A 14,741-nucleotide genomic window follows, 5' to 3' on the forward strand; every position below is an offset into this window, starting at 1 on the left:
GTTTATTTATGTTTATTCTCTATAAATTCATTTTTTAGATTAAAATTTTAATAGTAATTTTCTTCACGATATTCATTTTTCCATAATTTCTTCTATTTCAACAGGTCCACTACATGTGCATTTTTTTCATCTAGCGGTCTGTTACTACTTTGCATGTCATACATAATCAAGATTATAAAATCATATTTAGTAACAATGGATAAAAAAGATTTGGAGGCTATATCGATGAATGAAAACTATGATAAGCAGGGGCAATCTTTACTAGGGAATGACTTTAATGAAGATAGAGAACGTAATGAACAAGCTACACTTCACTCACAAACAGTTGGTTCACGTGGACCTGTTCTAGAGCAAGATAGTGTACTTCACGAGACGTTACAAGAATTTATTCACGAAAAAATTTTAGAAAGACCTGTTCATGTAAAAGGATTTGGTGCGTTCGGTTATTTTCAAACGATTTATCCAATGTCTGAACATACGAAACTAAATTTTTTACAACAGTCTAATGAGACAGTTCCCGTTATGGTACGATTTTCATTAGCTGTTAGTACGAAAGGCACACCTGATACTTCTAGAAATGTACGCGGTTTTTCTACAAAGTTTTATACAAAGGAAGGCATTTTCGACCTTTTATGTAACCACATCCCTGTCTTTTCCGTTCGTGATCCGATGCGCTTCCCAGAAACAATTCACGCGTTATTACCTTCACCTAAAAATAACTTAATAGACCCTAGTAGTTTTTGGAGCTTTGTCGCTAAAGCACCTGAATCCATTCATTTCGTTATTCATTTATATTCTGATGCTGGTACGGCCAAAAGTCTTCGCCACATTCCGGGACATAGTGTTAATACATATGTTTGGAGAAATGCAGAAGGTAACCGAAAATATGTAAAGTATCATTGGTACCCATTTGAAGGTGTACAATTCATTACTAGTGAGGAAGCAATTAAACTGGCTGCTGAAAACCCTGATTATAGCGGGAAAGATTTATATGATGCAATCGCAAATGGTAAACCAGTGGAATACGGATTATACGTCCAGCTCATGGACCCAAAAGATGAAGAACATCTTTCTTATGACCCTTTAGATGATACAAAAGTATGGGATGAAAAGGTATATCCTCTTATACCAGTCGGCAAAATGGTATTAAACAAAAATCCTGAAAATTATATGGAGCAAGTAGAAAAAGTCGCCTTCTCCCCTTCTAATTTACTAGACGGCGCAGAACTATCAGATGATAAAATGTTGCAAGGGCGGGCTAACATTTATAGTGATTCTCAAAGAAGAAGAATTGGACCTGAGTTCCGCAAATTAACGATTAACCAACAGCAAAATTGGACACCTGCTAAGCAAATAACAAGTAGTGATGGAAGATATGTTGAAGGTAAACTCGAAAGAACCTCTATAACGAAACAGGATGACTTTACGCAGCCTAGTGAATTTTATGCGAAGTTAAAACCGATAGAAAAAGAGCATCTTGCTAAAAACTTAGCTAGTGATATGAAAGTTATCTCCGATGATATTAGAAAGGTCGTTTTAGGGTATTTTCATAAAGTGTCTGCTGATTTAGCTGCAAAGATTGAGAGTGCGTTGCAAAAGATTTAAGCATATAAAAAACGTCATTTTAATGTTTAAAATGACGTTTTTTATAGAAAAATTACTAATAAAATCTATTGTCTCGTTTATAAATTATTAAAGATAGATTCTCCTGTAAGATTTTCGTTATTTCATTTTACATTATGGTACTCATTTCTCTTTTTCAAATAATCTTTTTCACATTGCAACGGCTTGAATTTCACTTTTTTCCCTTTCTTCTTTTTTGTTTCTATAACGATCCATTCCCCTTTTTCACTGTCTAGTTTTAGGCGCTTCATTACATTGATATTATCTTTTTCTTTATAAAGTAAAAATGCTTCTTGCGCACTCACAAATAAGCTAGGCTGCTCACTAAATCCACCACTATCATAAATTTTAGTTAGCGAATTATAATAAGAATCATTTTCCCTTCCACCATACATCAAATGAGCAGCCTCCAAATTTCTTTTACTAACTTCCAAAAAACTATGTTCATCAATATTTAAATTAAATGTGGATTTAATATCACTTATTATATTCTTCACATGCTTGTCATCTCGAATTTTCCTTTTTTCAAGACAATCAGAAGATAGCTCTGGTGCATCTGTTTGAGAATGTACCACTTGTTGAATAGATACACATAATATAAATACACTTAAAAGAATGATTCTATAAGTCTTTTACTATAAGGAATTAACCTATCCCCATCGATTAACACATCCAAAAACCAAAAGATTCGCGATGAATAAATTTCTAATAAATCACTATTCTCTCTAATCATCAAAAAGTTCACAATAGTTGAGCAGTTCCTTTTACTGCCTCGTAGCCAAAATATATTCCAAACAGAATTAAAACAATGCCTGCTACTATGGAAATCCATTTCATTACTGTATGATTAATAAATCTTCTACCAAAATGAATAGATGTAGCCATAAATATATCCCAAATCATAATCCCAGCAAAAATGGCTGCACTATACCATAAAGCTTGTTCTTTTCCAATAGTATTCATAGCACTAGTTAGAACTGATCCATATATCCCTATCCAAAAAATAATATTTAATGGATTAGAAATTGCGATAGCAAACCCCGATAGAAAAGATTTTAAAGGATGTTCTTTTTCACCTGATGAAATATATTGAACTTGTTTAGTAGCTTCTTTCATACTTTCATAGCCCAAATAAATCATCGTTACAAAACCAAAAATCCAAATGCAAAGTTGAGCAACTGGAGTTGTTAAATAAGTCGAAATACCAAAGTAAATTAAAAACATCATTACAACATCTGCTGACATTGCCCCGACTCCTACTAACCATGCACTCAAAAAACCATTTTTTATTCCTTTATTTATTTGAGCAACATTAATCGGACCGACTGGTGCAGACAATGAAATCCCTAATAATATATAACTGAATATCATGCTAATCATTTTTCTTCAACCCCGTAATAGGACATCTCATTACACTTTCTTCATTTGTTTCTGGTAACATATATTGTTTCCATTCAAAGGTTTCTTTTATTCCGTAATCCCCTATATCTGGATGCATTGGAATATCATCATATTCTAACAAACGTTTTCTAATCACTTTCCGCACTTGTTTCCCTTGTTTTGTATCACCTGTAATATCATCCAGAGTACCTCGAGGTTGTAACGTAATTTCAAGGCCGATTCCTGTATATCTACTTTTTCTCTCAGAATATATTGGAGCCCTACAAACAACAAATATAGGTTCACCACCAAAACAAAATTCCCATTTAGCGTTATAAGGATCTATTGGTATTTCTGCATTCCATGGCTCCGGATCATTTCTCATTAAAAATTGTAATACATTCCAAAATTGTTTTTTGTATTCTTCAGCCAGTAATTGTTTATTAGATGGTTTAAAAAATATTACTAAAGTAGTTCTCTTTGCAATTTGTTGATATGTTTTAATATATTCATAAATCCCATCTCTTAGTTTGAACAATTCATTTTCATCATAAGCCGATTCAGAAAATATATATCTAGACCAACCATGTTTCTCAGAATCCACTGCAAAATAACACGGAAATGGTTTAGATTGATCTAAAATGCTATCGTGAAAATTATTGAAAGATACAGTTTTCCACTCATCTAAAATCCCTTTATTTTGTTCTTCAATTATTCTCTTTTGATCGTATAAATACATTTTTGTAGTTGGCATTACTAAAATCCCCCTAATATATTTATATTTTTTTCTCATATAGTAAAATATTATTCTCAACAATATTTAAAATTTTATTTATACTTTTTATAGGTATTTCAATTGTTATCTCAGGTATACCAGGAGATAACAAAAATTTATTATAGTTATAAATTTTTCGATCTATAATAAGTGTGATTTCATCTGGATAGCCAAATGGAGATACACATCCTGGAACACAAGAAGTTTTTTCTATTAACTCCTCGGCTGAACAAATAGAAATCCTTTTTCCAACCAACTCTTTCATAAGTTTTGAATCTAATTTTTCTCCTTCAACAGTTACAAATATGTAATAGTTATTTGATTTATCTTTTAAAAATAAACTTTTACTGGGTACACCTTCTAATTTAAACCTTTCTCTAATTTTTCTATCTGTTTCATAATCTAATATTGGTTCATGTGTATATTGTTTATACGATATAGCCGCTTCTTCTAACAGTTCTACTACTTGTTTATACATATTTATCCTCCCTTTGATTTCATTACACAATTTGAAAAGATAGCCTTTTCTATTGCTGTTCCCGCTCTCTATTCTTTTTCACAATATATTCAATTATAGTTTAAGACACAATTTAATTTGAAATAAAATACATATTTGTAATATAAATGTAATTAAAATATAAAACCTATATTAATCATTAATTTCATAATAGTCAATCATTTAGACACAAATCATAATTATCTATTTTTGTATACCTAATTCTATTTGTTATTAATTCATACATATTGTTTCTTTTGAAAAAGGACTTGTATATGTGTTCTATTTTTCATCTTCCAAAAATGTTTTGTTTTATCCTTCGGAAATGCGTCAACATTAATACGCTTTAAGATATTAATTCATACGATAAAAGTACCTTATTATGTAAATTAAGGAAATACATTCGAATATTTTTCAACAAAAATCACAATTTACTTATTATTAACTCCAAAATCTAGAACTACTTACCTTTGTATGTTCCAATATTTTAAAAATGTAAAAGTCACTATAAATAAGAAATATCAAATAAATACAATAGATTTATAGTAAAATAAAAAAATTTAAATACATCATTACTTTTCTTGTAACAGCACATAAAACCCCCGAATCATGGGAAGTAAATTGCTCATGATTCGGGGGTTTTTAAGACTATATTTTAATAACAATCAAATCACATACAAGTCCTTATATACCTCTATAGTAGAACTCTTTTCATCTATTATTTCTTAAATTCAATTTGCATCATTTTATTAAACTGCGAAACAATATCGACCTCATCTAAAGAGTTAATACTGACAGCCAATGTATGTTTACCACCAATTACTCCGCCAGCAAAAGTTGTAAATCCGGGAATTCCTCCTCCGTGACCCCAAACTGAAACACCATTCGGAAGTTTAGTCTCATAGATTCCAAGACCATACCCATCACCAACCGCTTTTCCTTCTACAGGAACTGTAGTAAGCATTTCTTTTAGCTCTCGTTCCTTCAATAACTTACCACTGAGTAAAGATGAAAAGAATTTATTTAAATCGTCCGCATTAGATATCATGTCTCCAGCTGAATTAGCTAAACTCGGATTATAATACGTAATGTCTTTCAACTCGCTCGTTCCTTCGGTTTTCACATACCCACGAGCATGATTCTTTCCTGGGATGACAGGTGAATTACCTGGTAAAAACGTATTTGACAAGTCCAAAGGTTCAATAATTCGCTTTTCGATTTCTTCCGCATAACTATTACCAGTTATTTTTTCAATAAGCATTCCTAGTATTACGTATCCTGTGTTTGAATACGACCAGCCTTTACCTGGCGAAAAATCCGGAGGCAGCGCAAGTCCTATTTTCACTATTTCTTCTGCTGTATACGTTTTTTTCGAATTTATTATGTCAGCATCTTTTGACTTTAAATATTCAGCTATACCACTCGTATGATTCAAAAGTTGGCGTATCGTAATTTGATTACCATCATACCCATTTCCTTGAATAAGGCCCGGTAGCCACTTTTCAATTGAATCGTCAAGTTGTACGCGATTTTCTCCAACTAATTGCAGAACAGTCGTGGCAGTAAAAGTTTTTGTCACACTACCAATTCGAAAGCGATAATCTGATTTCACCGGTTTCTTTGTACTTAAATCTGCTACGCCAGCAGTATAACTACTCGTTTTTCCGTTATTATACGCCTTAGCTAATATCCCTGGAGCACCAAGCTGTACTGTTTCCTGCATTACTCGCTTCCAACCATTTCGATTCTTTTGATCATGCGCTTTTGACAAATTAGAGATATTTTGAGTAGACTCCGCTTTCACAGTAAAACCTGGTGTGATTAGAGTAGTACCCGCCAATAAAATTGCCAAACTTGCTAATTTCATTGAATTACGTTTTTTCATAAGGCTTTCTCTCCCCTATTCATATCGTATTGATTCAAGCTATACTTTCATCCTATATGATAAAACTCTCTTTTTTCTTATCCATTCCTTACGAAATACTTACTTTCAAAATTTAACAACCAGATGAAAAAAGTAATGTATGAAAATAAAAGAGAACGTGTTTTCAATTTATGAAAACACGTTCTCTTACATACTTAAAACCCTATATTCACTTTTACCATCCTGCACTAGCGTTCATGCCATTTCCGATAATAGTAAGAAGTAATGGCCACAGCACTGGTGCTAACGTAAGAAATAGATTAAGCAGTATAAGTATTCTATATCTCCCAGGAATATTATGATTTTTACGATTAACAAATAATACAAAAACTAATAATATTATGGTCGTTACAAACAAAAGTAACACTAACAACCAATACCAAACCATTAAACTGAGACTCCATGGCTGTAAAAGCTCGTGTACAATACCAAAGGTGATTCCCAATACTGCAAAACTAAAAGTAGTAACCGTTGCTTTAATAAACAATATACTTAATTTTTTATCGTATGTATACTTACAATATAAATCTATTAACGCGTATAAAGATAAAAATGCCATTAATACACCTACCCAAGACAATAACCAGTCTCCGCCTCCTCTAACTACCATAAACAGAAACCAACACATCCCTGCTGCAGAAAAAATAAAGGAAAGGAGTATGTTTTTCAATACCGGTTTCATTCTATTTTCACACCCTTACAAAAATTTAAACATAAAGTGAAACTTTAATCAGTGGTGAGTTTCTTCATCCCTCACTGATTATTAGCCCTCACCAATCGGGCTTTTATGGGCAGCCCGACCCCCACCTAACTTCTTTGCTTTCGCTGAGTTTTGAGGTGGGGGTCTTACTGCCCATTAAAGCGGGATAAATAATAATTTTTTATTTACATACTACTCGTAATTATTTCATCTCTTTTTCATTCTATATTGACGAAGTGAAGATAGCCTCACAAAAAATGTAACGAGCCATACTCTACTAAGGCAACCTTTTTCCATTGGTATCGATATAAAAAAGTAAGTATACATTACCACGTAATTAAATATAAGTAAATAAAATTAATTTACAGTTAATTTTATTTACTTATATTAATGTCACCCTTTCCCGTCCCGCTCTATCCATCGTACAGTCTTCTCTACATCTAACTCCGTATACGTCTTTTCACCATAACGAACAGACTCATATATCGGAATAATATCTCTCTTTCTACAAATTCTACTTAACCATTGTTGCATCGTTTCATAAGGCCTTCTCTGTTCGTGAAATGGTAAAGTTCTTTCCCATTCCTCTAACGTTTTTCTTATATTATCTTATCTTTAGGTAATAGCTGTTCAAACTGATGCATCACTTTCTTGTTCTTTTCGGTTCTATCCGTACTTTCTTTTGTTATCGATTGTTTATCCTGTTCTATTTCTGATTTCGTTACCTTTTTCCTCATTAATTTATAAAAAGCATATAGAATAACTAATGCAATAATTACATAAAAAACTACACTAATCCATGCATTTGAAAAAACAGAGAATATGTCTCCCCATGAATTTTTTCGTACAAAAAGTGGAATTTTTCTATGTTCCAACATAGCTATGTCGAGAATAGATTCCACTTATACAAAAAAGATGACCCCAGCAACACGCTAAAGTCATCTTTTTCACTATATTATTTTACTAACTCTCCATTATAAACTTTTATATCAAGTGGAGCAGTTAAAAACTGTTTTGCTTTGCTAACGAAAGATGTGAAGTGTTCACTCGTATTATGACTCGCAACTGCTGCTTCATCTTTCCATACTTCTACCATCGTATATACATTTTCATTTTCTGTATCTTTATAAAGGTCATACGAAATATTTCCACTTTCTTCTCTTGAACTATGAATGAGCGGACGAATTTCTTCAAAAAATGATTGTTGTTTTACTGGATCTACTTGAAATATTGCGTGAATAATAATCATGGTGTTTCCCCTCTCATATTCCACTTTTTCTTTGAAATTACTTCCACTCAGCAACTTTTTCAATTGGAAGACGAACTGATTGGTAACCACTGTCAGCAGCTTTTCCGATTGAGATTAACATAACTGGTACGTGACGTTCTTTATCTAATCCGAAAGCTTCTGCGATTTGGTCTTTTTCAAATCCGCCAATTGGGCAAGTGTCATAACCGTGAGCACGAGCTGCTAGCATAAATTGCATTGCTACAAGGCCACCGTCAATTAGTACTGTATCTTTCATGACTTCTGGTGTAACCATTGAAAAGTAAGCTGAAAGTTTTTTCATTTGATCTTCTTTTACTTCTGCTGGCATTAAACCGCGCTCTACAGCTGTACCGTAAATTTCTTCTGCGTTATCAAAGTTGTTTAAATCACCAAATAAAGCGATCATCGCTGAAGATGTTTCTACTTGAGATTGGTTGAATTTCGCCAGTGGCGCAAGTGTTGCTTTCGCTTCGTCGCTTTCAATTACTAAAAATCTCCATGGTTGCATGTTTACAGATGATGGTGCAAGTGTTGCTTCTGTAAGAATTTCTGTCATTTCTTCTTTACTAATTTTCACTGATGTGTCGTATTTACGAATTGAACGACGTCCTGTTAAAATTTCGTTAAAATCATTTGTTTTTACTGAGTTAGTCATAGTTGTATTCTCCCTTTTTTATAATTCTTTTATATTTTCTTGAATGTGATTTAACATATTTAAAAGATTATCGCGTTCTTCCTCACTTAATCCTTTAAATGCTGAAGCTGCAAAACGTTCTTTTTCCTCTTGAAACGCCTGAATTTTATTTCGTCCCTCTTCAGTAAGAGAAACTAACGTAATTCTGTTATCGTCTGGATTTTTACGTCTTACTATCATTTCATTTGCCTCAAGCTGTTTTAAATGCCTCGTTATCGCAGCATTATCAATATTCACTTCTTGTTGAAGTGCTTTTTGACTAATTTCACCTACTTCATATAACTGAAGTATAAGCTCTAATCGAGACTGGCTCATACCCGTACACCCTTCAAACTTCGAACTTACTTCTTTATTTAGAAAGTGTAATTTATATAAAATGATCGCTTCTTTTGAGCATGAACTTGTCAAACTATCCCTCCTTTACATACAAAATAAAAAACATTTGATGCATCAATAGTTGATATGTCAATTAATATAATCTATATCGATTTAGAATGCAAGCATTTTGTTTTCAATTTATTTTTTCCAAATTAAGGCGCTTTGTCGCGTTACAAAAAATGTTAATTGCTCTATAATAGTACTAATTTAAATGACTAGGGAGTGATTGTAATGCGGCAATGCACAAATAGAAATGAGGAATTAAAAATGGGAAATGAAATGAGGATATTCACATATGAAAACAATAAATATAGGGATTGTCGCGCACGTAGACGCTGGCAAGACGAGTTTGACTGAGCGAATTCTTTATGAAACGAATGTGATTAAAGAAATTGGCCGAGTTGATAGTGGTAATACGCAAACTGACTCAATGGCATTAGAGAAACAACGCGGAATTACGATTAAAGCTTCTGTCGTTTCTTTCTATATCAACGACTTAAAAGTAAATGTCATTGATACACCTGGACACGCTGATTTTATCGCTGAAGTGGAGCGATCATTCCGTGTTTTAGACGGTGCAATTTTGGTTATTCCTGCTGTTGAAGGTGTGCAAGCACAAACAAAAATTTTAATGCGAACATTGCAGAAACTAAACATCCCGACTATTTTATTCGTTAATAAAATTGATCGTAGTGGCGCAAATACTGAAAAAGTTGTAAAGCAAATAAAAAAGATTCTTTCAAATGAAACGTCCCCCTTCTACTCTGCTCGAAACGAAGGAACGAAAGATGCCCATATTATTGTATACAAATCATATGACGATTGTATGGAACTGTTAGCACCTTATAATGAATCGTTACTTGCGTCATATGTAAATGATGAAATCGTACCGAACACATTATTAAGAAATGAGCTCATTAAACAAATAGCGCAAGCAAATGTGTTCCCAATCTTTTTCGGTTCAGCTATGACAGGTATGGGAGTAACTGAACTGCTCGAAAATATTTCATCATTATTTCCAGCTAATAAACCTGCTGAAAATGAAACATTATCCGGTGTTGTGTTTAAAATTGAACGTGAACCTTCTGGTGAAAAGATTGCATATGTAAGAGTTTTTTCTGGTCGTTTACATGTTAGAAAATATGTTGATATACAGCGCGGGGACGTTCTGGCGCATAAAGAAAAGATTAAGAAAATATGCATGTTTCATAATGGAGATGTTGTTCAATCTCCTATCGTTCCTAGCGGAGAATTTTGCAAAGTGTGGGGACTGAATGATATTAAAATTGGGGATATTATCGGTGAACGGACTGATTATATAAAAGATATTCACTTTGCCGAACCACAAATAGAAGCTGCTATTGAAGCATTACCAAAAGAGCAAATTCATGATTTATACGCTGCTCTTATGGAACTATGCGAAGAAGATCCGCTCATTAAAGTGTGGAAAGATGATGTTCATAATGAACTATATATTCGCCTTTTCGGTGAAGTACAAAAAGAAGTAATTGAAACAACACTTTTTGAGAAATATAATTTGCAGGTTACTTTCTCAAATACGCGGGTTGTATGTATTGAGAAGCCAATTGGCGCAGGAAATACCATTGAAGTCATGGGTGAAAAAACGAATCCATTTTACGCAACAATTGGCTTTAAAATCGAACGTGGTGAACTGAATTCTGGCCTAACATATAAGTTAGGCGTTGAACTTGGATCACTTCCATTAGCATTTCATAAAGCGATTGAAGATACTGTATTTCAAACGTTAAAACAAGGATTATGTGGATGGGAAGTTACGGACATTATCGTCACGTTAACCCATACAGGTTATGCAAGCCCTGTTACAACAGCCAGTGATTTTAGAAACTTAACACCACTTGTACTAATGGATGCTTTAAAGCAAGCTGAGACATGTGTATATGAACCAGTAAACGAATTCGAATTAACTGTCCCAGAGCATGCAATTAGTACTGCAATGTATAAACTAGCTGCTATTCCAGCAACTTTTAGTGAGCCTATATTCAATAATGACTCCTACCATTTAACAGGATCATTACCTGTTGCGAAAACAGAGAATTTTAAGCGAATGCTCCATTCATTCACTGAAGGAGAAGGCATTTTTACAACGAAGCCATCTGGTTACAAAGAACTGAAGGCTCCCTTCCCTACTCGAAAACGTGTTGATTATAATCCGCTGCATCGTAAGGATTATTTGCTTCATGTGTTGAAGGCTTATTAAAGTAAAAGAGGTGCAAATTGCACCTCTTTTTTGTATGTATTGATAGATTAGTTTGTCCTAATAACTTCTTTAAGTTTTTCTATTATATTTGCTATCGCCTCAATTGAATTCTCTGTCTCATATTCCCCAACATTTACAGAATGATTTGCATTTTTAACAACATCGATCGTTAGATTCGTTTTATGTAACTGATCGATTTGATCTGCATTGTATTGGTGATCTTTATCTCCAATTACTAAAAGTCCTTCATGATGACTATGTAGGATCGAATCAAAAATGGAATCAAAAGTTAGTAAAGGTGTAAGTAGTATCATTTTTGAATGTAAAAACTCTGCTCTCTTCATTAAATCATTTGCAATCGGAATGGTTCCGAGTGACTTCCCTAAAAACATAGTCTCGTTGTATTGCTCAGCTTTTAATACTTCATTCATTACAGGATTAATATCATCCATCATTACTTTCGTTAGTTCTTCTATTGGTTTATTCATTACTTGTTCGTCATAAGAATAATGAATATGTACTACATCTATTTTATTTTGGAGCATAAGCATCGTCGCATAATAAAATAGCGGTTTATCGTAATTATATCCAGAACCTGAAAACATAAAGCAAACCATACTGGAACCCTTTTTTTGATATGTGTGTAATGAATTACTTTGTCATTTATATGTATCTCTTTTTTAGTCCCCTTCACCTTTTTCCCCTCCGAATATATTTACTTTTGTAAAACAATATGTTCTGTATGGACTGTTATATCCTTTACTTTCTCTTTTAAAAATGCAGGCTGTAAGTTATATGCATACAGTTCTTCTACCGGCACCCATCTAAACAAATACGTTCTATCCTCTTCTTCCAAAATATATTGATCCGCTCCATTCGCAGGTAACTCATGTAGCTCTACTTCATAGTAAAAACTAATTTCATGAAACTTTCGTTCAGAAAGTGTAAAGAAATTTTCTACTGACCATATTAATCTCTTTACCTCAATAGGAACCGCTAACTCTTCAGCAAGTTCTCGTTTTAACGCATCTTCACTATTTTCTAACATTTTCACTCTTCCGCTTGGTACGTACCAAAAACCTTCACCGTCACCTTGCAGAATGAGTATGTTATTATTATGTTTACAAATTGCTCCGACGCGGTAATTAAAACATATTTCCTCGACTTTAAACTTTCAATCCACACCGATTGCCCCTATACTTTATTTAAAAATCGCAATAAAACCATTATGTATGTGCTGTACAAATAAGATTACTAAATTTTTCTATTTCATTCAATGAGTTTTGAACTTTCCGATAATTATTTTTATTTTTTATCATTACATTGATATAGTTACTTTACACTTTATCATGTCTTATCTAATGAAAAATTCGACGATATCGAGTTTAACTGGAATGAAGATGACGAAGAAGGTTAAAAAAGATGTTTCCTAAGTTATGGGAAGTATATGGGGAAGAACCGATTGAATGATAGATAAATATTAGGACTCTGTTTAACCAATAGACAGAGTCCTGTTTTCATAGAATTCTTATTTACACTCTCTTTGTTTCATTCCATTTATTTAACAGCTCCTTTTCTCTTTCAATTGAAATGCCTGCTTTTAATTCCCATTCGTCCATTCTCTTCATCCACTCATACACATCTGTAACTGTATGTTCTAACTTCCTAAAAGTAAGCCCTTCTTTCACAGCACTCTCAATACTAATAGAAAAACCACCTTTCCACGGCTTCGTCTCACCTTCTAATGAAAAAGTTTCTGGAAGCCATAGTGGCATCTCTGTCCAAGGCCGTACTTTATGTTCATTCATAAATGATTCATCTACCCAAACGAATGCAGCATCACTATTCGTAACCTTTTTACACGTATTTAATAGCTCTTCCATCGTCAATTCATAATTCGGACCTGTAACATTGAATGTACCTACTTTATTATTTTCTGCCATGTTTAGTCCCCAGTTTGCGACGTCTTTTATATCAACTATCTGCACTGGACGGTCTTTTCTTCCTGGAACTAACACTTCTCCTCCCTTTGCTACACGCCCAATCCAGTATGGAAGTCGATCTGTATAATCAAACACCCCTGAAAGGAGTCCTGCTCTTACGTGTAAAACACGTCCCGGCCAATACTTCTCTGCTTCTGTTTCACACAATACTTTCAGCGCACCGTAATACTCATAAGGAGAAACTTCACCATTCTCCACAGCCTTTATTTGATCACCCGTTGGTTCGGGTTGTAATATATAATCTTCTTTTATATGAGGTGGAATCCAATCTTTGTATACGGAAAGACTTGAAATGAATATATAATGCTTTATATTATTCTGTAAGACTTCTCCGATATTTCTAATGTGATGAGGAGAAAATCCACACGTGTCGACTACCGCGTCCCATTTGCGATTTACTAAACTTGAAACATCATCATTTCTGTCACCGATTAACTGCTCTATTTCAGGAAAAATTTCTTTATTTGTTCCACGATTAAATAATGTAACTTCATTCCCTCTTTTTAATGCCTCTTCTACAAAAGCTCTTCCTAAAAATCGCGTACCACCTAGAATTAAAACCTTCATAGTTCTCCCCCATTCTTGATTGGAAATCCTTTCGTTTGTTAAACGATTTTTCGCTGCGGAAAGTTACGGGTGGGATGCAGATTTTCACTAAAATTTTAATTCTGTAAAAATAAAAAGAAACCATTTTGAAAAGTTAATCATCATGGCTTCTAAAATAATAAAGTGAGACTTTATTTAATTACCATTTCCTTATAGGCGTACGCACTATCATCCTCTACGACTAACCATTCATGAGTCGAATAACCACCATTCACTTTCCCTTTGGATGAAACTTCAACATCTAAACGATCTGAAATTCGTGCATCATCCACTTCTGCTCTATTAAAAGAGCCATCACTAAATTTAGCTGTTACAATCATTTTGTACATAAGAGGTTCATTTGATTTTGCAGTGTAGGCAGTTGCCCTAGCTTTTGATCCGGATCCTGACCACCTTGCACTATTATCCTAACTAATCGAAGCAAATGAAACGGAAGAAACCATACCTAATAAAGAAGCAGTTAGTCCTGTAACAGCTAAAGTTTTTTGAAGTAAGCTTTTCATATCTCCTTAATCTCCCTTTTTAAAATATTCACTTAAATATTCAAGTATTTTCAGGCCTTGTCCTCATTATACTAAAAAAAAATAATTTTATATCAAAAAATCCTAATATTTACATTTTCAACATACAAATTACCTTCTCATGAACTTTCC

The 14,741-nt window shown here is 33.4% G+C and carries 13 protein-coding genes and 4 pseudogenes; 3 read left to right on the top strand and 14 right to left on the bottom strand.

The window, feature by feature from the left end; genetic code table 11:
• Positions 1–225 precede the first annotated feature (225 nt).
• On the top strand, positions 226–1,605 hold the full coding sequence (locus AAG068_RS14805; protein WP_342714823.1) for a catalase: 1,380 nt from the start codon (positions 226–228) through the stop codon (positions 1,603–1,605).
• 122 nt (positions 1,606–1,727) lie between these two features.
• Here the strand turns inward: AAG068_RS14805 and AAG068_RS14810 are convergent, their stop codons facing one another.
• From AAG068_RS14810 to AAG068_RS14855, 10 genes and pseudogenes are all read right to left on the bottom strand, one after another.
• Positions 1,728–2,243: a hypothetical protein gene (locus AAG068_RS14810; protein WP_342719770.1), complete on the bottom strand. Its 516-nt coding sequence runs from the start codon at positions 2,241–2,243 to the stop codon at positions 1,728–1,730.
• 121 nt (positions 2,244–2,364) lie between these two features.
• On the bottom strand, positions 2,365–3,003 hold the full coding sequence (locus tag AAG068_RS14815) for a LysE family translocator (protein ID WP_137015075.1): 639 nt from the start codon (positions 3,001–3,003) through the stop codon (positions 2,365–2,367).
• Positions 2,996–3,757 (bottom strand): YqcI/YcgG family protein, encoded by a 762-nt coding sequence (locus tag AAG068_RS14820; RefSeq protein WP_342714824.1) that lies wholly within the window; start codon positions 3,755–3,757, stop codon positions 2,996–2,998. Before AAG068_RS14820 ends, AAG068_RS14815 begins: the two co-directional genes overlap by 8 nt.
• Before the next feature lie 22 nt (positions 3,758–3,779).
• The gene (locus tag AAG068_RS14825; RefSeq protein WP_342714825.1) at positions 3,780–4,256 is read right to left on the bottom strand and encodes a YbaK/EbsC family protein; all 477 of its coding nucleotides are present in this window, start codon (positions 4,254–4,256) and stop codon (positions 3,780–3,782) included.
• Between the two features lie 736 nt (positions 4,257–4,992).
• The gene (locus AAG068_RS14830) at positions 4,993–6,159 is read right to left on the bottom strand and encodes a serine hydrolase domain-containing protein (protein WP_342714826.1); all 1,167 of its coding nucleotides are present in this window, start codon (positions 6,157–6,159) and stop codon (positions 4,993–4,995) included.
• A gap of 214 nt (positions 6,160–6,373) precedes the next feature.
• Entirely contained in the window at positions 6,374–6,880 is a 507-nt protein-coding gene (locus AAG068_RS14835) for a DUF3902 family protein (protein ID WP_342714827.1), read from the bottom strand.
• A 411-nt stretch (positions 6,881–7,291) separates the two neighbouring features.
• Positions 7,292–7,767, bottom strand: a pseudogene (locus AAG068_RS14840) (signal peptidase II); the annotation flags it as partial.
• Between the two features lie 86 nt (positions 7,768–7,853).
• Positions 7,854–8,147, bottom strand: a complete 294-nt coding sequence (locus tag AAG068_RS14845; protein WP_342714828.1) for a putative quinol monooxygenase — start codon at positions 8,145–8,147, stop codon at positions 7,854–7,856.
• Between the two features lie 37 nt (positions 8,148–8,184).
• Positions 8,185–8,823 (bottom strand): nitroreductase family protein, encoded by a 639-nt coding sequence (locus AAG068_RS14850; RefSeq protein WP_342714829.1) that lies wholly within the window; start codon positions 8,821–8,823, stop codon positions 8,185–8,187.
• An 18-nt stretch (positions 8,824–8,841) separates the two neighbouring features.
• The gene (locus AAG068_RS14855) at positions 8,842–9,270 is read right to left on the bottom strand and encodes a MarR family winged helix-turn-helix transcriptional regulator (protein WP_000204172.1); all 429 of its coding nucleotides are present in this window, start codon (positions 9,268–9,270) and stop codon (positions 8,842–8,844) included.
• Positions 9,271–9,535: 265 nt separating this feature from the next.
• Here AAG068_RS14855 and AAG068_RS14860 point away from each other — a divergent pair, with 265 nt between their 5' ends.
• The gene (locus tag AAG068_RS14860; RefSeq protein ID WP_342714830.1) at positions 9,536–11,479 is read left to right on the top strand and encodes a translation factor GTPase family protein; all 1,944 of its coding nucleotides are present in this window, start codon (positions 9,536–9,538) and stop codon (positions 11,477–11,479) included.
• 47 nt (positions 11,480–11,526) lie between these two features.
• Here the strand turns inward: AAG068_RS14860 and AAG068_RS14865 are convergent.
• A pseudogene (locus tag AAG068_RS14865) lies at positions 11,527–12,173 on the bottom strand (alpha/beta hydrolase).
• Positions 12,174–12,194: 21 nt separating this feature from the next.
• Entirely contained in the window at positions 12,195–12,635 is a 441-nt protein-coding gene (locus AAG068_RS14870; RefSeq protein WP_342719771.1) for an NUDIX hydrolase, read from the bottom strand.
• A gap of 174 nt (positions 12,636–12,809) precedes the next feature.
• On the opposite strand from AAG068_RS14870, the pseudogene AAG068_RS29960 reads away from it, so the two are divergent.
• Positions 12,810–12,949 (top strand): annotated as a pseudogene (locus AAG068_RS29960) (DUF4240 domain-containing protein); the annotation flags it as partial.
• Between the two features lie 62 nt (positions 12,950–13,011).
• Here AAG068_RS29960 and AAG068_RS14875 read toward each other — a convergent pair.
• Entirely contained in the window at positions 13,012–14,049 is a 1,038-nt protein-coding gene (locus AAG068_RS14875) for an SDR family oxidoreductase (protein ID WP_342714831.1), read from the bottom strand.
• A 170-nt stretch (positions 14,050–14,219) separates the two neighbouring features.
• Positions 14,220–14,591: pseudogene (locus AAG068_RS14880) on the bottom strand (hypothetical protein).
• Positions 14,592–14,741 lie beyond the last annotated feature (150 nt).

Origin of the sequence: Bacillus paramycoides, assembly GCF_038971285.1 — a bacterium.
Lineage (GTDB): Bacteria > Bacillota > Bacilli > Bacillales > Bacillaceae_G > Bacillus_A.